The organism is Streptomyces sp. NRRL F-5126 (assembly GCF_000721265.1).
In the GTDB taxonomy this organism is placed as follows: Bacteria; Actinomycetota; Actinomycetes; order Streptomycetales; family Streptomycetaceae; genus Streptomyces.
In genome coordinates, this window is record NZ_JOFZ01000008.1 from 299,525 (window position 1) to 318,625 (window position 19,101).

The following is a 19,101-nucleotide window of genomic DNA, read 5'->3' on the forward strand; positions in this document are numbered from 1 at the left end:
GGCCGCCACCCGTTCGAGGAGAGATACGTGAACGATCCCTGGAGCCTGTTCGGTACGACGCCCACCGGCGCCCTCGTCACGCGCAAGCGCGACGGCGGGCCGCAGCTGTCGAACGTCTCCTACCTGTGGGACCCGGGGGCGCGCTCGCTGCTGATCTCGGTGACGGACGACCGGGCCAAGACCCGCAACCTGCGGCGCGACCCGCGCGCGAGCTTCTACGTGACGAGTCCCGACTTCGGCGCGTACGCGGTCGGCGAGGGCGTCGCGGAACTCGGCGCCGTCGCCCTCGCACCGGACGACGCGTCGGCCGACGCCCTCGTCGCGCAGTACCGGGCGCTGCGCGGCGAACACCCCGACTGGGCCGAGTTCCGTGCGGCGATGGTGGACGAGCGGCGGCTGCTGGTCCGGCTGCCGTTGACTTACGCGTACGGGTGGGTGCCGGACGGGCGTTGACGGCCGGATGCGTTGACGGCCGGGCGCGCCGCGTGGGTCAGTTCGTGCCGATCTTCGCCAGGAGGTCGACGATGCGCGCCTGGACTTCGTCGCTCGTGGACCTTTCGGCCAGGAACAGGACCGTCTCGCCCGACGCCAGCCGCGGCAGCTCCGCCGCGTCGATGCCGACCGACGTGTAGACGACGAGGGGCGTGCGGTTCAACTGGCCGTTCGCGCGCAGCCAGTCGATGATCCCGGCGCGCCTGCGCCGTACCCGCATGAGGTCCATGACCACGAGGTTCGGCCGCATCTGGCCGGCGAGCGCCACGGCCTGGCCGTCCTCCACCGCGCGGGCAACCTGCATGCCGCGCCGTTCCAGCGTGTCCGTCAGCGCGAGCGCGATCTCCTCGTGCTCCTCGATGAGCAGCACGCGCGGCGGGTGCTGCTCGCTGTCGCGCGGGGCGAGCGCCTTGAGCAGCACGGCCGGGTCGGCGCCGTACGCGGCCTCGCGGTTGGCCTGGCCGAGCCCCGCCGTCACCAGGACGGGGACCTCGGCCGCCACGGCGGCCTGGCGCAGCGACTGGAGCGCGGTGCGGGTGATCGGCCCGGTCAGCGGGTCGACGAACAGGGCGGCGGGGAACGCGGCGATCTGCGCGTCGACCTCTTCGCGCGAGTGCACGACGACGGGCCGGTAGCCCCGGTCGCTCAGCGCCTGCTGCGTGGAGACGTCGGGAGCGGGCCAGACCAGCAGGCGGCGCGGGTTGTCCAGCGGCTCGGGCGGCAACTCGTCGTCGACGGGGATCGGCTGGGGACGGTTGGCCACCTCGACCGCGCCGCCGGGGCCGTCCAGCGGCTCCGGGCCCTCGGCGCCGTCGTCCGGCGCGCCGATGGCGTACGAACGGCCTGCCGGGTTCTGCGTGTGCGCCTGCGCGGCGGGACGGCCCTGGGACGGATCGGGGGTGGCCGGGGTGGCGGGCGGCTGGGGCCGCTGCTGGGAGTGGGGCTGGGAGTGCGGGTGCGACCCGGTGCCGGCGCCGGGGCTTGAGGCCTGCTCCGTGCGGTTGCCCAGCTTGCGCCTGCGGTTCGCGGGGGCAGGACCCGTGCCCTGGCCGCCGTGCGGCTGCGCCGGGCGGGCGAACGGCACGCCCTGCCCGAGCGTGCGCACGCTGAACGCCCGGCCCTGGGTGTCGCGCCCGGTGGCGGTCCCGGCGGGCGGTGTCTCGTCCGGCAGCGGCTGCGCGACGGGCCGCGGCCGGTGCGCGCCCGCGGGCCCCTGCTGCCCGGGGTCCTGCCGTCCGGCACCCGGGAGCGGGTGCGGCTGGGGCGGCGTGTGGTCCTCGTCGGGCGCGGTGCGGGCGGCGTCGTGTCGGCCGGGCAGGGAGTCGTCGGCGTGGACCTGGTCCGCGGCGGCCGGGGGCAGCGCGAACGTCGGGCGTCCGTTCTCGGCGGGGGGAGCGGTGGCGGGTTCGGCGGGATGCTCCTGGGCCTGGCCGAGCGCGCGGCGCGCACGGCGTCCCGTCGGCTGCTGCTGTTGCACGGCGTCCGCCGCTTGAGCCGTCTGAGCCGTCTGAGCCGCTTGCGGCGTCACGCCGTACGCCTGCTGGCCGTAGCCGTGCGCGAAGTCATCCTGCGCGGAGCTCCCGTGTGCGCCGTGTGCGCCGTGCGCGGGCACGCCCTGCGCGCCGGCCGGCACGGGCGCGAGCGCCGGGGCGTCCGCGGGCGCCGGCTGAGGGGCGATCGGCCCCGCGGGCAGCGCGGGCAGGGCGTTCTGCGCGCCCGCCGCTGCCTGTGCGGCGTGGTGGCGTGCGGGCACGCCCTGCGGCGGGACGGCCGTCCCGCGCCTGTTGCCCGTGGCGCCGCGCGACGGGACGACGGCGCCGCTCTCGGTGCTGCTCGGCCTGCCGCGACGGCGCCCGGTTCCCGAGCCCTGGCCGCCCGCGGTGGCACCACCCGCGCCGGCGCCGGTCGTACCCGTCCCGACTTCACCCGTCCCGGCGTCACCGCCACCGGCCTGCGTGCCGTCGTCGGCCGCCGGGCGCGCCCTGCGCCGTCCCGTCGGCTGCTCCGCGGGCGCCTCGTCGGCCGCGGACGCGAGGAACGCGTCGGTGGACGCGCGCCGCGCGCGCCGCCGCCCGCGTCCGCCGTTGCTGCCGCCCGCGGTCGTGCCGGGGGCGCCCGTCGCCTCCTGGTACGGCGTGGCCTGCTGCGCCTGCACCGTGCCGCCGCCCTCGCCGAGCGGCAGTTCGAGGACGAAGGCGCGACCGTTCGTCCCCGGCACCTGGTGCGTCTGCAGCACTCCGCCGTGCGCCCGCACGATGCCGGCGACGAGCGGCTCGTGCACCGGGTCGCCGCCCGCGAAGGGCCCGCGCACCTCGATCCGTACGACGCTGTCGCGCTGCGCCGCGGCCACCACGATCGTCGAGTCGACGTACCCGCCTGCCTGCGCCGGCACCTGCTGGCGCGTGCGGCCCGTGGCGTCCACGCCCGCGACGTCCGCGATCAGGTGCGCCAGCGCCGTCGCGAGGCGGCCGGGGTCGACCTCGGCCTCGATGGCCGGGGCGTGCACCGCGAACTGCGCCCGGCCGGGGCCGATCAGCTCGACCGCGCCGTCGACGCCCGCCGCGACGACCCCGTCGAGCATGACCTTCACCTTGGTCAGCCGCTCCGTGCCCGCGTCGAGGCGCTGGTAGCCGAGCACGTTGTCGACGAGCGTCGTCATGCGCGCGTATCCGGCGGCGAGGTGGTGGAGGATCTGGTTGGCCTCGGGCCACAGCTGCCCGGCCGGGTCCGCGGCCAGCGCGGACAGTTCGCCGCGCAGCTCGTCGAGCGGCCCGCGCAGCGCCTCGCCGAGCACGGCGGTCAGCTGTGCGTGGCGCGCCGAGACGAACGCGACGCGCTCGGACAGCTCCTCGATCTCCGCCGCGTACCGGTCGCTGCGGTCGGCCAGTTCGGCCGCCGCGGCCTCCTCGGTCTCGCGCAGCCGCTCCGTGAGCCGCTCCTCGACCTCCGTGCGCTCGCCGGTCAGCCGCCGCTCCGTCGCGTCGAGTTCCGCGGTCAGCCGCCCGGTCTCGCTCCGCAGCTCGGCGGCCGCCTCGTCCCTGGCCGCCTTGAGCTCGTCGGCGTGGCTCTTGACCAGCTCCTCGTGGGCGCGCCGGTCGGTGAAGGTCATCACGGCGCCGACGAGCTGGTCGCCGTCGCGCACGGGCGCGGTCGTCAGGTCGACGGGTACGGCCGAGCCGTTCTTTGCCCACAGCACCTGCCCGCGCACCCGGTGCTTGCGGCCGGAGCGGAGCGTGTCGGCGAGCGGCGACTCGTCGTAGGGGAACGGGTCGCCGTTGGGCCGCGAGTGCAGGATGAGTGTGTGCAGTTCGCGGCCGCCGAGGTCGGTGGCGCGGAAGCCGAGGATCTGCGCGGCCGCCGGGTTGACGAGGACGACGCGCCCGTCGGTGTCCGTGCCGACGACGCCCTCGGACGCCGCCCGCAGGATCATCTCCGTCTGCCGCTGGGAACGGGCCAGTTCCGCCTCGGTGTCGACGGTCCCGGCGAGGTCCCTGACGACGAGCATCAGCAACTCGTCGCCGGTGTAGCCGCCGTGCGGCTCGCGGTACGCGTCGCGCCCGTCCTCCAGGCCCGCGCTCGTCACCTCGACGGGGAACTCGGCGCCGTCCGTGCGGCGTGCGGCCATGCGTGTCGGCTTCGTACGGCCGCGTGCGTCGGTGGACTCGGGGCGGCGCATCGAGCCGGGGATGAGCTTCGAGTCGAACTCCGGCAGCAGGTCGAGCAGGCCGCGGCCGACGAGCGCGGTGCCGGGCGCCTCGAACATCTCCAGCGCGATGGCGTTGGCGTTGACGACGGTGCCGTTCGCGTTGACGAGGACGAGGCCGTCGGGCAGGGCGTCGAGTATGGCTGCGAGGCGAGCAGCGCCTCGGGATGGCCTGCTGCTCACGACGAACGTTCCTCCCTGACCCACTGCGCTTTGCGGACCTGCCGCGAGGCCCATCTTGCCTGCCGGGGCCCGGCCTGTCACGGGAGGGAGTCTACGGTCTTGGGATGTCCGGGCGACGGGGGATCGAGGATGTGCGGACGGCGTGCGGGCCGTGCCGGAGCGGCGCGACAGGATCGTCATGGCGTGCGCACGCCGCCTCCACGCCTGCTCGCGCCCGCGTGCGCCGGTGGGATCCAGGGGCGCTCGCCGACGCGTCGTCCGCGAGGCGTTCGCCCCGCGTTCGCCCGTCAGCCGAGGGACGGCAGCACGGGCACGAGCGCGTGCCAGCGGGCGGTCTCGCACCCGTTGCGCCGGTCGAAGGCGGCGTCGACGGCGCGGCCGCGCCAGGTGCCGGTGATGTGCGCGGTGGCGGGCCCGCCGTAGATCTGCGTGCACATCCGGCCTGCGGGCACGGGGGCGAAGGGGTCGGCGCCGTCGCGGTCGAGTACGCCGAGCCGGTCGCACGCCTCGGCCGCGCGCGGGTGCGTGCCGCCGGCGGGTGCGCACCGCAGTTCGTACGTCGCCGACGGCACGGAGCCCGACGGGTCGGACACGGTGACGGTGAGCGCGGTGGCGGGCTCGGCGCCGGGCGTGGCGGCGGACGCGCCGGGCGCGAGGGCGACGAGGCCCGCGAGCGCCAGCGGCACGAGGGAGGCGACGGGGGTGACGCGGACAGAGCGGACAGAGGGGACGCAGGGAACGAGGGATGCGAGGCGACGCACGCGAGGCAGCAAGGCAACTCCAGCAGGGCGGGATCCCGGACACTCACCCCTACCAACGCAGCAGCGCCCGCGACGTTGCGCTTGGCAAGCGCTTTGCCATGCCGACGGCCCGCCCGGTACGGTGTGGAGCGATTGGTGAGCGCGCCCCTGGGTGTGCCATCATCTTCACAAGCCGCCCTCGCATGCGTGGGCGCTGGAGGCGTCGCCTAGTCCGGTCTATGGCGCCGCACTGCTAATGCGGTTTGGGTCTTAAAGCCCATCGAGGGTTCAAATCCCTCCGCCTCCGCACCTTGATCAGGGAGTTCGGCCCGTCGTGGGCTGGGCTCCCTGAGTCGCGTTCAGGACCTCTTCGGCGAAATCAACCGGACGCGACGGCACGCTCCAGCAAGGGCTTGAGCTGCCGCAGTTCGTCGTCGCTGAGCCCCGCGAGAGGGGTCTTCTCCAGCGCCGTCCGCACCAGCTCGTCGCGCACACGGCGGCCCTTGCCGGTCAGGAGCAGTACGCGGGAGCGGCGGTCGGCCGGGTCCACGGCGCGCTCCACCAGACCGCGGTCGGTGAGCTGGTTGGTGATGAAGGACAGATTCGGCGCGTTGCAGTACAGGCGCTCGGCCATCACCTTCATCGAGGGGGGCGGCTCGGCCGGGTCGAGCACCCACAGCGCCTGGAACGTCGCCGGCGTCAGGTTGTGCGCGGTCAGTGCCTGCCCGAGGAGGTCGTTGGTCCGCATCCAGATGTCGTGGATGGCGGCAACCACCGCGGTGAGCTCGGGCGTGGACATGTGTCCCATCCTACCTATCCTTCGAGTCTCGAAGGATCGTGCTAGCGTCGACATCGAATGTACTTCGAGACTCGAAGCACTGGAGGAGGATCGGGTGAAGAACGACGGCTATCGCGGCCTGACCGCGCTCGTCACGGGCGCGTCCAAAGGGCTGGGACGTGCGTACGCGCTGGAGCTCGCGCGCCGGGGAGCGCGGGTGATCCTCCTGGCCCGCTCGGACGGCGACCTGCGGGAGCTCGCGGCCCAGATACGGGAACGGCACGGCGGTCAGGAGGCCGAGGTGATCACCGGCGACCTGTCCACCCCGGAAGGCCCTCAGCGGATCCTGCGGGAGCTGCGCGACCGCGGCCCGGCCGTCGACCTGCTGATCAACAACGCCGGCGCGGGCAGCGCGGGCCCCTTCCTCGCCCGCCCCATCGAGCCGCAGCTGCGCTCCGTCGGGCTCAACGTCAGCGGCTTGCTCGCGCTGACCCACGCGATCGGCGCGGACATGGTCGCCCGCGGCTCGGGCGGCATCATCAACGTGTCGTCCACGGCGGCCTTCCAGCCCATGCCCTACCAGGCCAGCTATGCGGCGACCAAGGCCTTCGTGCTCTCCTTCACCGAGGCGCTCGCCGAGGAGCTGCGCGGCACCGGCGTCCACGTCATGGCCGCGCACCCCGGCGCGATCGCCACGGGCTTCTTCGACGGCACCACTGCCACGATCCACCCCCGGGCCGCAGACAAGCCGGCCACCGTGGCGGCCCGCACGCTGGACGACTACGCCAGGCGACGCCCGGTCTCCTACCCGGGGCGCCCCGTCAACCGCGCCCTGACCTGGCCCGGACGCCTGCTGCCGCGCACCGTGACGGCGCGGGTGGCGGGTAGCCTCAACCGCCGGCTGCGCCTGCACGAGACGGTCGACGTCGCGTAGGGCGGCGCGGGGGCTCCCGGCCGCTGAAGAGGCACTGTTTCCGCAGGTCACCCGGGTGGCAGTAACGGATTTCACCTGGAGCCGCAGGTCATGTAAAGTTGTCCTCGCACCGCAGGAGGGACACAAGATCCCGCCGGGCGAGCACTCGTAGCTTAACGGATAGAGCATCTGACTACGGATCAGAAGGTTGGGGGTTCGAATCCCTCCGAGTGCACATAGGTCAAGGGCCCCGAGATTCGTATCGGGGTCCTTTTCGTTGCCCGTACGGAGACGGTCCCACCCATCCTTGAAGGCGTCATGATTCGGTTGGCGTCCGCCGAACGCCGTCCCAGACAACATGAGAGGCACCGGCGTTTAGAGCCGACAGCGCAGCCCTTGACGCCTCTCGGTCATCGGCAGCCAGCAGCTGTTCCAGTTGTTCCCGCTGCATGTGGCAGCAACGCCTCCCAGACGGGGCGAGTGGCACTCGTCAGACGGGCTTGTGAGCGTCACGCGTCGTGATGGTCGCCGCGTTGCGGAGGCCCGGCCTTTCCGCGCGCGTCCGCGCGCCGGTCTCCCGAGCGGGGAGGCGCGACGCGCGGGTGGGGCGCGTAGCGGCGGTGCAGCGAGCGCAGCTGGAACAACTGCTTGTCGAAAACGCTTCTTTCGGCGGGGCCCATCCACGGCACCGGCAGCGAGACGCTGGAGCCGTCGCGCAACTTGGCCTCGACGCGCAGTTCCGTACTACGGGTCCGCCATCCGACATCATTCATTTGCAGGTCCTCGAAGCGGGCGATGTCCGCCCATGCAAGGCGCCGCCACCGTGCCACCGCGCGGTACCGCAATCCGTCCGGGCCCGCCTCCACCCGCCGCCTGAACAGTCCGACCGCGCCACCGACCACTGACGCGCCCACGATCAGGGAAATGATCTCGAACGTCTGGGCGTCCGGAGCGCCGAGGCCTGCCGCGACCCCCGCCGCGACCGCGGCCAGCGCGGCGAACGCTGTCCACCAGCGTGCGGATCTCCCCTGCCACCGCAACGACAACTCAGCATGACTGTCCACCTGTGTGATCATGTCACCGGTCGTTTCCGGCCGGTAGGTCGCGGGTTCGCGCGCGATCTCGTCACGTTGGCGCGGCCCGTCAGGCGGAGGCCTCCGCGGGTGTCTCCGCCGGGGCCGGCTGCGGCTGCTCGACGCGGTGCCGGCGGGCCGGGATGCCGAGCGTCGGGTTGGCGACGCCCCAGGCCGCGCCCTTGCAGACCACCTCCTTGTAGAAGGCGGCAGGCCGCCCGGTCAGGGCCGCCTTGACGGCTCGGTCGTCGGCCGTGACGTACTGGATGATGCCTTCCTTGCGGCCCAGCGAGATGCACTGGTTGTAGTAGCGCGGGGCCGTGCTCGGGAGCTTGCGGCCGGTGAGCCGTGCCGCGATGGCGTCCGCCGCCTGCCAGGCCATGGGGACGCCGGACGCGCACGACATGCGCAGCGGCTTGTCGCCGGGGCCCATCGCCATGGCCGCGTCGCCGACGGCGTACACGTCGGGGTGGGAGGCCGAGCGCATGGTCGCGTCGACCACGATCTGGCCCGTGCCGGTGGTCTCCAGGGCGGTGGCCTCGGCGATCGGGTGGACCGCGAAGCCGGTGGCCCACACGGTGACGGCGGACGGGAGGGATGCGCCGTCGGCCGTGGTGACCCGGTCGGCCGCCACGTCGGTGACCGCCGTGTGCTCGTGCACGGCGATGCCCAGCTTGCCGCAGACCTTCCGCAGATGCGCGCGGCCCTTGGGGGAGAGCCAGTCGCCGAGTTCGCCCCTGGCGACGAGAGCGACGTCGAGGTCCGTGCGGGTCTCGGCGATCTCGGTCGCGGCCTCGACGCCGGTGAGGCCGGCGCCGACGACGACCACGGTCCCGCCGGCGTCCAGGGCCGCCAGGCGCTCGCGCAGCCGGAGCGCGCCGGGGCGGCTCGCGATCTCGTGCGCGTGCTCGGCGGTGCCGGGGACTCCCTGGGTGTTCCAGCCGCTGCCGAGGGCGTAGACGAGGGTGTCGTACGGCAGTTCCTCGGTGCCGGCGCCCGCCGCGCCGGCACCGTTGACGGTGACGGCGCGGCGGGCGACGTCGACGCCGGTGACGTTCGCGACCCTCAACTCGACGCCGCTGCCCGCGAACATCTCCCGCAGCGGCCGCGGCCGCAGGTCCTGGCCGACCGCGATCTGGTGCATCCGCACCCGCTCGACGAAGTCGGGCGCGGCGTTGACGAGGGTGATGGCGACGTCCTCGCCGTGCAGCCGCTTGGCGAGGCGCCCGGCGGCGGTGGCTCCGGCGTATCCGGCTCCGATGACGATGATGCGGTGCTGCATGTCCTGGCTCCTGTCTCGCGCGGATTCGCCCCTTGAACCGGGCAGCGCGCCGTTTCCTGACAGGAAGGTCGTGTGATGCGTGTCACGTCAGGTACGGAACAGGGGCTCCCCGTGGTCGGCGGCCGCCCACCGCCGGGTCGCGCGTTCCAGCTTGTCCGGGTTGACCTGGGCACGGCACGCGGCGATGCCCTCGCCGGTGACCTCAAGGCACATGACGGCGATGATCCGGCCCTCTACGAGCGCCACGACGGCCGGCACACCGTTGGCGGTCGTCGCGTAGACCTCGTAGGCACCGCCCGCGAGGGCGAGCTGGGCCTTGCCCGGCTTGAACAGGCCGCGCAGGTACTTCGCGACCGCGATGGCGCCCTCGAACGCCTTGGCGCGGGCCGGCACCTTCCCGCCGCCGTCGCCGATCGCGACCGCGTCGTCGGTGAGCAGCCGTACGAGCGGCTCGGTCCTTCCGCTGGTGGCGGCCGCGAGGAACTCCTCGACGATCCGCCGCGCGGCGGCCTCGTCGACCTCGGTGCGCGTCTTGCCGTCCGAGACGTGCTTCCCGGCCCGATGGAAGATCTGCTGGCTGGCGGCCTCGGTGATGTCGAGGATCTCGGCGATCTGCCGGTGCGGGTAGGCGAACGCCTCCCGCAGCACGTACACCACACGCTCGTTGGGGGACAGGCGCTCCATGAGGGTGAGGACCGCGTACGAGACGGATTCGCGCTGCTCGGCGGTGTCGGCGGGGCCGAGCATCGGGTCGCCGGCGAGCAGCGGCTCGGGCAGCCACTGGCCCACATAGGTCTCGCGCCGGGCGCGGGCCGAGGTGAGCTGGTTGAGGCACAGGTTGGTGAGGACCTTCGTCAGCCAGGCCTCGGGGACCTCGATGCGGTCGACGTCGGCGGCCTGCCAGCGCAGGAACGTGTCCTGCACGGCGTCCTCGGCGTCGCTCGCCGAGCCGAGTAGGCGGTAGGCGATGGCCTGCAGGCGGGGCATGGAGGCCTCGAACCGGTCCGCATGGTTCCTGGTCAGCGCCATGGCCCGGATACTAGCGCTCGCGGCGCGCGAGGGCGCCCGGGTTCCGGTGGCCTGACGGCTCCTGGCCTCCGTCAGGAGCGCGGTGAACGGAGGAGGCGTGGGGCGAGAGGCGTCTCCACCGCCTCGTCGCCCTCGCGCGTGACCCGGTACGCCAGGGCGTCGGGGACTTCGGCGACGGCCCCGGTCAGCTCCGTCCCGTGGTAGACGAGCCCCACCCCGTCGCCGGTGCAGTGCGTCTCCGGGAGAGTGCCGGCCGCCACCAGCTCGTGCACCAGGCGGCGCCGTCCTGGGTCGCTGTCGTAGTGCACGCCGTTGCCGTACGGGAGGAGGCCGAGGCCGTTCGTCACGGGGCGCAGCTCGGGACCGTACGAGTCCGTCGTGCCGCCCTCGTACCAGCAGATCGAGCCCGCGCTCACGCCGCTGAGCACGACGCCGGCCCGCCATGCGCGGCGCAGGATCCCGTCGAGGCCGTGGACCCGCCAGACGGCCAGCAGGTTGGCGACCGAGCCGCCCATCACCCAGACGACGTCCTGCTCCATGACCGCGCCCTCGATGTCGTCCATGTTGGGCATGGGGAAGAGCTGGAGCGGCGTCATGTCGAAGCCGGCCACGCGGGCGGCCTCGGCGGCCCTGGCCGTGAAGGCCTCCGCGTCGCCGATCGCCGTCCCGACGTACATGACACGGGGCCTGCGGCCGTGCGCGCCGGAGAGTTCGACGGCGTGGTGCACCAGGGCGCCGAAGGCGACCGCCGTCCGGCGGCCCTGGCGCAGGCCGCCGGAGGTGGCGAGGACGGTGGGCTGCGGGGCTGTCATGACGGGCGAGCTTAGCGAGCACGGCTGATTGTCAGTGGTGGCCCCTACGCTCGGAGAGGTGTCGGACACATGGCGGTGTGCCGGACTGCGGTGGAGTGGTGGCGTCGACGGCTGCCCTGCCGGGCCCGGACTGGTCTGGGAGTTCCACGGAGCCTGGGAGTTCCACGGAACTCGGGAGTCCCACGAAGAGGTGGGGGAGAACGGGGGTGCGTATGGCGGGAGGCATAGCGGCGCCGGGCCCGGTGGTGGGCCCGGCGGAGCAGCGGGGCGCGTGAGCGCCCTGGCGTACGGACGCGAGCTGGGGTTTCACGCCGTCGGTACGCGCCGGTGCACCGGCGCGGGACGCGGGCGCTGCCCCCTCGCGGCCGAGGTGCCGGCCCGGAGCACGGGGGCCCAGTGTCCCGAGTGTGCGCGCCTCGACCGTATGCGCTCCGTCGCCGCCGACACGATGGCCGACGATCCGCGTCCCTACCGCGTCTATCTGGCGTGGTTCGGTCCGGGGATGCGGAAAGTCGGCATCACCGCGGAGGCGCGCGGCTCCGCCCGGCTGCTCGAGCAGGGCGCCATCGCCTTCAGCTGGCTCGGCCGCGGCCCGCTGATGGCGGCGCGCCGCACGGAGGAGCTGCTGCGTGCCGCGCTCGGGGTGCCGGACCGTATCCCGTACGCGGCCAAGCGCGCGGCGCGTGCCGGGCTGCCGCCGCGGCCCGAGCGCGCCGCCGCGCTGGCGGAGCTGCACGCCCGCGCGGTGGCGCTGCCGGGCTGGCCGGAGTCGCTGGAGCGGGCTCCGTTCGCCCCCGTCGACCACGCGGCCGTGTTCGGCCTCGAAGACGGGGCGGGTACGGGTGCGGGCGGTGGCGGCGGCCTGCCGCCGGCAGCGGTGGTGACGGAGCTGGTGGCGGGCGGGTCCATCGCGGGACGCCTGGTCGCGGCGGCCGGCCCCGACCTGCACGTGGACGTCGAGGGTGAGGGCGTCGTCGTGGTGGACACCCGGCTGATGAAGGGGTGGCGGCTGGGGCATACGGGGCAGCAGTCGGGGCGCGGGGGAAGTGAGGGACGCGAGGGGCGCGGGTCGTGGCTCGACCTGCCGGTACGGCAGGTGCGTGGCGACGTGCAGGACGGACTGTTCTGAGGCCAGGGCCTTGTGGACACTTTCGGGGTGTGCGCCGAGAGTGGGGCCATGAGCGATCAAGGGGTGGACGAGCGGGCCGCCGTGCGGGCGTTCCGTGAGCGTGCCGGGCTGCCAGGCCTGATCGACGTGCACACGCACTTCATGCCGGACCGCGTGCTGCGCAAGGTGTGGGCGTACTTCGACAGCGCGGGTCCGCTCGTGGGGCGCGTGTGGCCGATCACCTATCGGCAGGAGGAGGACGAACGCGTCGCGCTGCTGCGGGGGTTCGGCGTGCGCGCGTTCACATCGATGATCTACCCGCACAAGCCGGGCATGGCCGAGTGGCTCAACGGCTGGGCCGCCGGCTTCGCCGCCCGTACGCCCGACTGCCTGCGGACGGCCACGTTCTTCCCCGAGCCCGGCGCCGAGGGGTACGTGCGGGAGGCCGTGTCGGGCGGGGCGCGGGTCTTCAAGGCGCACGTCCAGGTCGGCGGGTACGACCCGAACGACCCGCTCCTCGATCGGGTGTGGGGGCTGCTCGCGGAGGCCGGCGTGCCCGTGGTCACGCACTGCGGCTCGGGGCCCGTGCCGGGGAAGTTCACGGGGCCGGGGCCGGTGCGGGAGCTGATGGCGCGCCATCCACGCCTGCGGCTGGTCGTCGCGCACCTCGGCATGCCCGAGTACACGGACTTCCTGGCGCTCGCGGAGAAGTACACGGAGATGCGGCTGGACACGACCATGGCGTTCACCGACTTCACCGCCGAACTCGCCCCCTTCCCGGGCGGCGGGGACGCGCTCGCGCGCCTCGCCGGCCTCGGGGACCGGGTGCTGCTCGGCACGGACTTCCCCAACATCCCGTATCCGTACGTGCACCAGCTTGAGGCGCTCGAACGGCTCGGGCTCGGCGGGCACTGGCTGCGAGCGGTCTGCTACGGGAACGCGGCGGCGCTGTTCGGCGTTGACGAGGCAGCCGGTGCGCCGGGTGTCGCGCAGGGTGAGGACGCGGGTCTCACCGGTTCCTGAGAGGAATTTCTCAGGCAATTCACAGAAAGGCGCAAGACGGCTCTCAGAGGCTCTGCCCAGGGTGAGGAGCATGACGATCACCTCGCCCCGCGGGCGCACCGAAATGCTGAAGCCGGACGGGAGCCCCGTCCGCGTACTCGTCGTCGACGACGAGGCGTCGCTCACCGAGCTGCTGTCCATGGCCCTCAGGTACGAGGGATGGGAGGTGCTCAGCGCGGGCGACGGCTCCGCCGCGATGGACTCGGCGCGCGACTTCGCGCCGGACGCGGTGATATGGGACGTCTCGCTGTCCACGGTGGGCGTCTCGGCGGGGGGAAGCGCCGCAGGCGAGCCCGGCGGGGGCGGCGCGGTGGCCCAGGCGCCCGACGCCAGGGCGGTGCTGCGGCGGCTGCGGACCGAGCTCCCGCAGGTGCCGGTGCTCTTCCTGACCACCAGGGACGGCGTCGAGGAGCGCATCGCGGGCCTCACGGCGGGCGGCGACGACTACGTCACCAAGCCGTTCAGCCTGGAGGACGTGGTGGGCCGGCTGCGCGGCCTGATCCGCCGCTCCGGGGTGGCGACCGTGCGCAGCGAGTCGATGCTGGTCGTCGGCGACCTCACGCTGGACGAGGACAGCCACGACGTGACGCGCGGCGGCGACTCCATCCACCTCACGGCGACGGAGTTCGAGCTGCTGCGCTACCTGATGCGCAATCCGCGCCGGGTGCTGTCCAAGGCGCAGATCCTCGACCGGGTGTGGTCGTACGACTTCGGCGGGCAGGCCAACGTGGTCGAGCTCTACATCTCGTACCTGCGGCGCAAGATCGATGTCGGCCGCCCGCCGATGATCCACACGCGGCGCGGAGCCGGTTACCTGATCAAGCCGGGGGAGCCGGGCACAGTGCGCTGATGGCCCGTTCACAGCTACCGGCAGGAAGGATCACCACCAGCCACGGCATAACATCCTCAACCGGGTGGATCATGGGACCGGTACGGGAAGGCGTACGGGAGGAGGCCCGCGGGGCCGCCGTCCGCCCGCGGGCGCTCAGCGCACCCGCCGCACGGCCCGTACAACCCGCCGAAGGTCCGGTACCCGCCCGGCCGGATGGAACCGAGGAGGCTGGCCCATGGTCGCCGGAGCCCACCGCGCGAAGCGTCCCGCACGGACGAGCGTGTGGCTTGAGGGGAAGCCGAGGGTCCGCGGGCGGCGCCACGAGCGGCCGGACCAGTCACCGCCCGCCGCGGGCGCGCCGCAGGCCGCGGCCGGCGACTCCACGGCCCTGGACCGTGACCGCATCACCGAGGTCTCCGTCCGCCTGCTGGACGCTGAGGGCCCGGAGAGGTTCTCCATGCGGCGGCTCGCCTCCGAGCTCGGAGTCACGGCGATGTCGCTGTACTGGTACGTGGACACCAAGGACGACCTGCTCGAACTCTCCCTCGACCACGTATTCGGCGAGGCGAGCGTGCCCGAGGTCGCCGGCGCGACGGACGAGGACTGGCCTGACCAGCTGCGCGCGCTCGCGGCCAGCTACCGCTCCGTGTTCGTCGACCACCCGTGGGCGTCGCCGCTCATCGGCAAGTACCTGAACATCGGCCCCTGTGCCACGCTCTTCTCCAGCGCCGTGCGATCCGTCGTCCGGCGCATGGGCCTGCCGCCGCGCGTGCAGCGCGGCGCGATCTCGGCCGTCTTCCAGTTCGTGTACGGCTTCGGCACCATCGAGGGCCACTACGTGCAGCGGTGCGCGGACGCCGGGCTCAGCCAGGACGAGTACTACCGGCTCGCCATGGGCACGATGGACGAACAGCCCCGCCTCAGGGCGGCGTTCGCCTCCACGGGCGAGCCCGTCGAGGCGCGCGGAGCCTCCACCGTCCAGGAGATGCGCGAGCGGGACTTCGAGATCGCCCTCGACCTGCTGGTGGCGGGCATCGAGGCCCTGCGGGTGCGGGGCGCCGCCGCCACACCCTGAGGGTTCAGGGCTCAGGACTCCGGGGCGAGGCGCGCCGGGAAGCCGCCGGTGGCCAGCGGGGACCAGCGCTCGGGCGTGATGCGGATGATGGACTTGCCCTGCTTGACCATCGCCTCGCGGTACTCGTCCCAGTCGGGGTGCTCGCCCGAGATGTTGCGGAAGTACTCGACGAGCGGCTCGACGGACTCCGGCACGTCGAGCACCTCGGCGACGCCGTCGACCTGCACCCACGGCCCGTTCCACTCGTCGGACAGGACGATCACGCTGACGCGCGTGTCGCGCTTCGCGTTCCTCGTCTTGGCGCGCTCCGGGTAGGTCGACACGACGATCCGGCCGGAGTCGTCGACGCCGCAGGTGAGCGGGGAGCCCTGGGGGCGGCCGTCGGAGCGCGTGGTGAGCAGGATCGCCCGGTGCCGCGGCCGGACGAACTCCAGCAGCGCCTCGCGGTCGACGACGGTGTTCGTTGCGATGTTCGGTGCCATGGCGGCAGCCTACGGCGGGTGCGCGCCGGGGGCTGCCACCCGCCCGCCGGGCTCTCGTCGCGATGCCCGGCGGACGCGGCGCGTCACATCATCGGCGGCAGCTCGCCCTGGACCGCCTCGATGTGCAGCTCCACCTTCAGCACGGCGCCGACCATCGCGACGCCGGCCTGCACGACCTGGTTGAAGTTCATCGCGTAGTCCTCGCGGCGCAGCTCGGTCGTCGCGCTGAAGGCGGCGCGCACGCCGCCCCACGGGTCGGAGCCGCTGCCCAGGTAGGAGAGCGCGAGGTCGACGTCGCGCTCCACGCCGTGCAGGGCGAGCTTGCCGTGCACGGTCCACCGGTCGGTCCCGGCCGGCACGAGGGACGTGCTGCGGAACGTGATGTCGGGGAACGCCTCGACGTCCAGGAAGTCCGGCGACTTGAGGTGCTTGTCGCGCAGCCCGTTGCCGGTGTCGATGCTCGCCGCCGCGATGGTCGCCTCGACGTGCGAGCCGATGTACTCGCCGCCGTCCTCGACGATCTCGATCGTGCCGCCGAACTCGTTGAACCTGCCGTGCACGCTGGCGAGGCCGAGGTGCTGGGCGACGGCGCTCACCGTCGAGTGCGCCGGGTCGATGGACCACGAGCCGGGCGGGGGCAGCTCGAAGCCGCCCTGCCGGGCGAGTACGACCGTGCCGATGTCCGCGCGGCCGCTGGCGGTGACCAGGGCAGTTGCGGCCGAAGGCGTGTAGCCGATGGCGGTCACGACCACCGTGTAGGGCCCGGGGGCCAGCGTGTCGGGCGCGGTGACGACGCCGTCGGCGTCCGCGTCGGCGCGCAGCACCTGGCTGCCGTTGGTGTCCGTGAGGGTCACGACCGCGTGCTGCACGGCCCAGCCGTCCCGCGTCCTGACCTGTGCGCGAAGTCCCATCCCGCGTTCTCTCCTTGGTCTTGCTGTGTGACGGGGCGGCGCGGCGGACGTGTCCCGTCCGCCGCGCGCCTGCTACTCGACGGGATGCGTGAGCTCGATGTCGTGCCCGTCGACGCCCCGGCCCCCCACGGTCAACGAGCCCGCGACCGGCGGGTAGCCGGTGGCGATGACCGTGTACTCGCCCGAGTCCAGGTCGGCGAAGGCGTACGCGCCGTCCTCGCCGGTCGTGGACGTGGCGACGACGTTGCCCGCCGCGTCCACGAGCGTGACCCGCGCGTCGTGCAGCGGGCGGCGGTCGGCGCCCGCCCGCACGATGCCCTGCACCAGCGCGCCCGAGTCGAGGACGGCCTCGATCCGCGTCACGCCCTGGCCGCCGATCTCCACCGGGAGGGCGAGCGGCCGGTAGCCCGACGCGTTGACGGCGACGGTCACCGAGCCCGGCACGAGCTCGCCGAACGCGAACTCGCCCATGGCGTCCGACTTGCCGGTGGCGAGCACGTCGCCGCGGATGTCGGTCACGATCACCATCGCGTCCGCGATCGCGGAGCCGGAGTCGGCGCCGCGCACCGAGCCCGCGAGTCCGCTCGTGCCGGACAGCAGGATGTCGAACGGCAGCGGCTCGTCGCCCACGACCACCGTGGACGCCTGCGGCTGGAACCCGTCGGCGGCCGCGATCAGCACGTAGCTGCCCGCGCCGGGCGCCTCGACGACGTACACGCCGTCGGGGCGCGCCACGGACCTGCCGAGCTGCCGGCCGCCGAGCGAGATGAGGGTGACGGCGGCGCCTGACACCGCGGCGCCCTCGGCGCTGCGTACCAGGCCGTGCACGGGAGTGCCCTCGGGCAGCGGTGGCACGCCCGAGCCGTCCGCGCCGCCGGTGGCGCCGGTCGCGGCGAGGCCGGCGAGCGGCTCCGTGCGCCCGGTCGTGTCCGCGGGTATGTCCGAGTAGGAGGCGGCGGGCGCCTGGGCCTGCGCGGCGGGTCCGGTGACGGCGGCGGCCGTCTCCTGCGGGTCCTGCGACGGGTCGCCGACAGCACGTGTCCTCAACGGAACCTCCTTGATGAACCAGGTGACCAGGAACGCGACGAGTGCACACGGCGCCGCGAACAGGAAGATGTCACCTACACCATGCCCGTAAGCGACCTCCATGACGTGACGCAGGGGTGCGGGCATCGCGCCGAGATCGGGGATCCCCCCTCCGCCGCCGCCCGCCTTGGCGGCCAGGGCCTTGCCCTGCGGGCCGAGCGCGGTGAGCCCGTCCGTGACGTACTTGGTCACGTGGTTGGCGAGGATGGCACCGAGCGCGGAGACGCCGATGGCGCCGCCCAGGGACCGGAAGAACGTGATCGTGGAACTGGCGGACCCGAGGTCCTTGGCCTGCACCTGGTTCTGCGTGCACAGCACCAGGTTCTGCATCATCATGCCGATGCCGAGGCCCATGGCGGCCATGAAGATCGACATGTGCCAGTACGTGGTGTCGTAGCGGATGGTGCCCAGCAGGCCGAGGCCGCCGGTCAGCAGGAAGCCGCCGGTGACGAGCCAGACCTTCCAGCGTCCTGTTCGGGTGATGATCTGGCCCGTGACGGTCGACGCCACGAACAGGCCGGCGATCATCGGGATGGTCATCACGCCGGACATCGTCGGGCTCTTGCCGCGCGCCAGCTGGAAGTACTGGCTGAAGAAGACCGTGCCGGCGAACATCGAGATGCCGACGAACAGGGACGCCGCGGACGCCAGGGAGATCGTCCGGTTGCGGAACAGCCGCAGCGGGATGATCGGCTCGCTGGCCTTCGACTCCACCAGCAGGAAGAGCAGGCCGAGCACGATCGAGCCGCCGACCATCGCGTACGTCTGCCACGACAGCCAGTCGTACTTGGTGCCGGCGAACGTCACCCAGACGAGCAGCAGCGAGGCCGCGGCGCTGATGAAGAACGCGCCGCCCCAGTCGACCTTGACCTTCCGCTTCACGATCGGCAGGTGCAGGGTCTTCTGCAGCACGATCAGGGCGATCACCGCGAACGGCACGCCGACGTAGAAGCACCAGCGCCAGCCCAGCCAGGACGTGTCGGTGATGACACCGCCGATCAGCGGGCCGCCGACGGTGGCGACGGCGAAGGTCGCGCCGAGGTAGCCGCTGTAGCGGCCGCGCTCGCGCGGGGAGATCATCGCGGCCATCACGATCTGGGCGAGCGCGGACAGGCCGCCCACGCCGATGCCCTGGAAGACGCGCACCGCGATCAGCATCTCGGAGTTCACCGAAAGGCCGGCGATGATCGAGCCGGTCACGTAGATGCTCAGGGCGAGCTGGACCAGCAGCTTCTTGCTGAACAGGTCGGCGAGCTTGCCCCACAGCGGGGTGGTCGCCGTCATGGCCAGCAGGGAGGCGGTCACCACCCAGGTGTACGAGCTCTGCCCGCCGCCCAGGTCGGAGATGATGTGCGGCAGCGCGTTCGTCACGACCGTCGAGGAGAGGATCGCGACGAACATTCCGAGGAGCAGACCGGACAGGGCCTGCATGATCTCGCGGTGCGTCATCGGCGCGCCGGTGCCGGGGGCTGGGGCTGGCTCGCCGCCGTGTTTGGCGTGGCCGCCCCGCACACCGGTCGGTGTGGATGTAGCCATCTGG

General features: G+C 73.2%; 16 protein-coding genes and 2 tRNA genes. 8 read left to right on the forward strand and 10 right to left on the reverse strand.

Features of this window, described 5'->3' with window-relative positions:
• The first annotated feature begins 27 nt into the window (after positions 1-27).
• Positions 28-453 carry a PPOX class F420-dependent oxidoreductase gene (locus tag IH48_RS0119395; RefSeq protein WP_051840148.1) on the forward strand — a complete coding sequence of 142 codons (426 nt, stop codon included), beginning with the start codon at positions 28-30 and terminating at the stop codon, positions 451-453.
• A gap of 37 nt (positions 454-490) precedes the next feature.
• Here the strand turns inward: IH48_RS0119395 and IH48_RS0119400 are convergent, their stop codons facing one another.
• Positions 491-4,378 (reverse strand): PAS domain-containing protein, encoded by a 3,888-nt coding sequence (locus IH48_RS0119400; RefSeq protein ID WP_030905819.1) that lies wholly within the window; start codon positions 4,376-4,378, stop codon positions 491-493.
• A 287-nt stretch (positions 4,379-4,665) separates the two neighbouring features.
• The gene (locus IH48_RS0119405) at positions 4,666-5,139 is read right to left on the reverse strand and encodes an SSI family serine proteinase inhibitor (RefSeq protein WP_199809972.1); all 474 of its coding nucleotides are present in this window, start codon (positions 5,137-5,139) and stop codon (positions 4,666-4,668) included.
• 195 nt (positions 5,140-5,334) lie between these two features.
• Here IH48_RS0119405 and IH48_RS0119410 point away from each other — a divergent pair.
• Positions 5,335-5,425 (forward strand) — tRNA-Ser (locus IH48_RS0119410).
• Between the two features lie 72 nt (positions 5,426-5,497).
• On the opposite strand, the gene IH48_RS0119415 is transcribed toward IH48_RS0119410, so the two are convergent.
• Positions 5,498-5,917: a MarR family winged helix-turn-helix transcriptional regulator gene (locus tag IH48_RS0119415; protein WP_030905826.1), complete on the reverse strand. Its 420-nt coding sequence runs from the start codon at positions 5,915-5,917 to the stop codon at positions 5,498-5,500.
• Between the two features lie 94 nt (positions 5,918-6,011).
• Between IH48_RS0119415 and IH48_RS0119420 the strand changes: the two genes are divergently transcribed.
• Complete coding sequence (locus IH48_RS0119420; RefSeq protein WP_030905829.1) at positions 6,012-6,830, forward strand: SDR family NAD(P)-dependent oxidoreductase; 819 nt, start codon at positions 6,012-6,014, stop codon at positions 6,828-6,830.
• Between the two features lie 141 nt (positions 6,831-6,971).
• Positions 6,972-7,044: transfer RNA gene (locus IH48_RS0119425), tRNA-Arg, on the forward strand.
• 274 nt (positions 7,045-7,318) lie between these two features.
• Here the strand turns inward: IH48_RS0119425 and IH48_RS0119430 are convergent.
• The 4 genes from IH48_RS0119430 to IH48_RS0119445 form a co-directional block, all read right to left on the reverse strand.
• The gene (locus IH48_RS0119430; RefSeq protein ID WP_158710326.1) at positions 7,319-7,873 is read right to left on the reverse strand and encodes a PH domain-containing protein; all 555 of its coding nucleotides are present in this window, start codon (positions 7,871-7,873) and stop codon (positions 7,319-7,321) included.
• Between the two features lie 79 nt (positions 7,874-7,952).
• Positions 7,953-9,164: an NAD(P)/FAD-dependent oxidoreductase gene (locus tag IH48_RS0119435; protein ID WP_030905834.1), complete on the reverse strand. Its 1,212-nt coding sequence runs from the start codon at positions 9,162-9,164 to the stop codon at positions 7,953-7,955.
• Positions 9,165-9,251: 87 nt separating this feature from the next.
• Positions 9,252-10,193, reverse strand: coding sequence for an RNA polymerase sigma factor SigJ (gene sigJ, locus IH48_RS0119440; RefSeq protein ID WP_030905837.1), 942 nt, complete (start codon positions 10,191-10,193; stop codon positions 9,252-9,254).
• Between the two features lie 71 nt (positions 10,194-10,264).
• Complete coding sequence (locus IH48_RS0119445) at positions 10,265-11,005, reverse strand: peptidase E (RefSeq protein ID WP_030905840.1); 741 nt, start codon at positions 11,003-11,005, stop codon at positions 10,265-10,267.
• 271 nt (positions 11,006-11,276) lie between these two features.
• On the opposite strand from IH48_RS0119445, the gene IH48_RS0119450 reads away from it, so the two are divergent.
• The 4 genes from IH48_RS0119450 (at position 11,277) to IH48_RS0119465 (ending at position 15,082) form a co-directional block, all read left to right on the forward strand.
• Positions 11,277-12,134: a DUF2797 domain-containing protein gene (locus IH48_RS0119450; protein WP_234434315.1), complete on the forward strand. Its 858-nt coding sequence runs from the start codon at positions 11,277-11,279 to the stop codon at positions 12,132-12,134.
• A gap of 48 nt (positions 12,135-12,182) precedes the next feature.
• Entirely contained in the window at positions 12,183-13,136 is a 954-nt protein-coding gene (locus tag IH48_RS0119455; RefSeq protein WP_051840151.1) for an amidohydrolase family protein, read from the forward strand.
• Between the two features lie 70 nt (positions 13,137-13,206).
• Entirely contained in the window at positions 13,207-14,025 is an 819-nt protein-coding gene (locus IH48_RS0119460; RefSeq protein WP_030905863.1) for a response regulator transcription factor, read from the forward strand.
• Between the two features lie 217 nt (positions 14,026-14,242).
• Positions 14,243-15,082 carry a TetR/AcrR family transcriptional regulator gene (locus tag IH48_RS0119465; RefSeq protein ID WP_030905867.1) on the forward strand — a complete coding sequence of 280 codons (840 nt, stop codon included), beginning with the start codon at positions 14,243-14,245 and terminating at the stop codon, positions 15,080-15,082.
• An 11-nt stretch (positions 15,083-15,093) separates the two neighbouring features.
• On the opposite strand, the gene IH48_RS0119470 is transcribed toward IH48_RS0119465, so the two are convergent.
• From IH48_RS0119470 to IH48_RS0119480, 3 genes are all read right to left on the reverse strand, one after another.
• On the reverse strand, positions 15,094-15,564 hold the full coding sequence (locus IH48_RS0119470; RefSeq protein ID WP_030905870.1) for a PPOX class F420-dependent oxidoreductase: 471 nt from the start codon (positions 15,562-15,564) through the stop codon (positions 15,094-15,096).
• An 83-nt stretch (positions 15,565-15,647) separates the two neighbouring features.
• Complete coding sequence (locus IH48_RS0119475) at positions 15,648-16,475, reverse strand: YceI family protein (RefSeq protein ID WP_030905873.1); 828 nt, start codon at positions 16,473-16,475, stop codon at positions 15,648-15,650.
• Between the two features lie 72 nt (positions 16,476-16,547).
• Positions 16,548-19,097 (reverse strand): MFS transporter, encoded by a 2,550-nt coding sequence (locus tag IH48_RS0119480; RefSeq protein WP_030905876.1) that lies wholly within the window; start codon positions 19,095-19,097, stop codon positions 16,548-16,550.
• Positions 19,098-19,101: the final 4 nt, after the last annotated feature.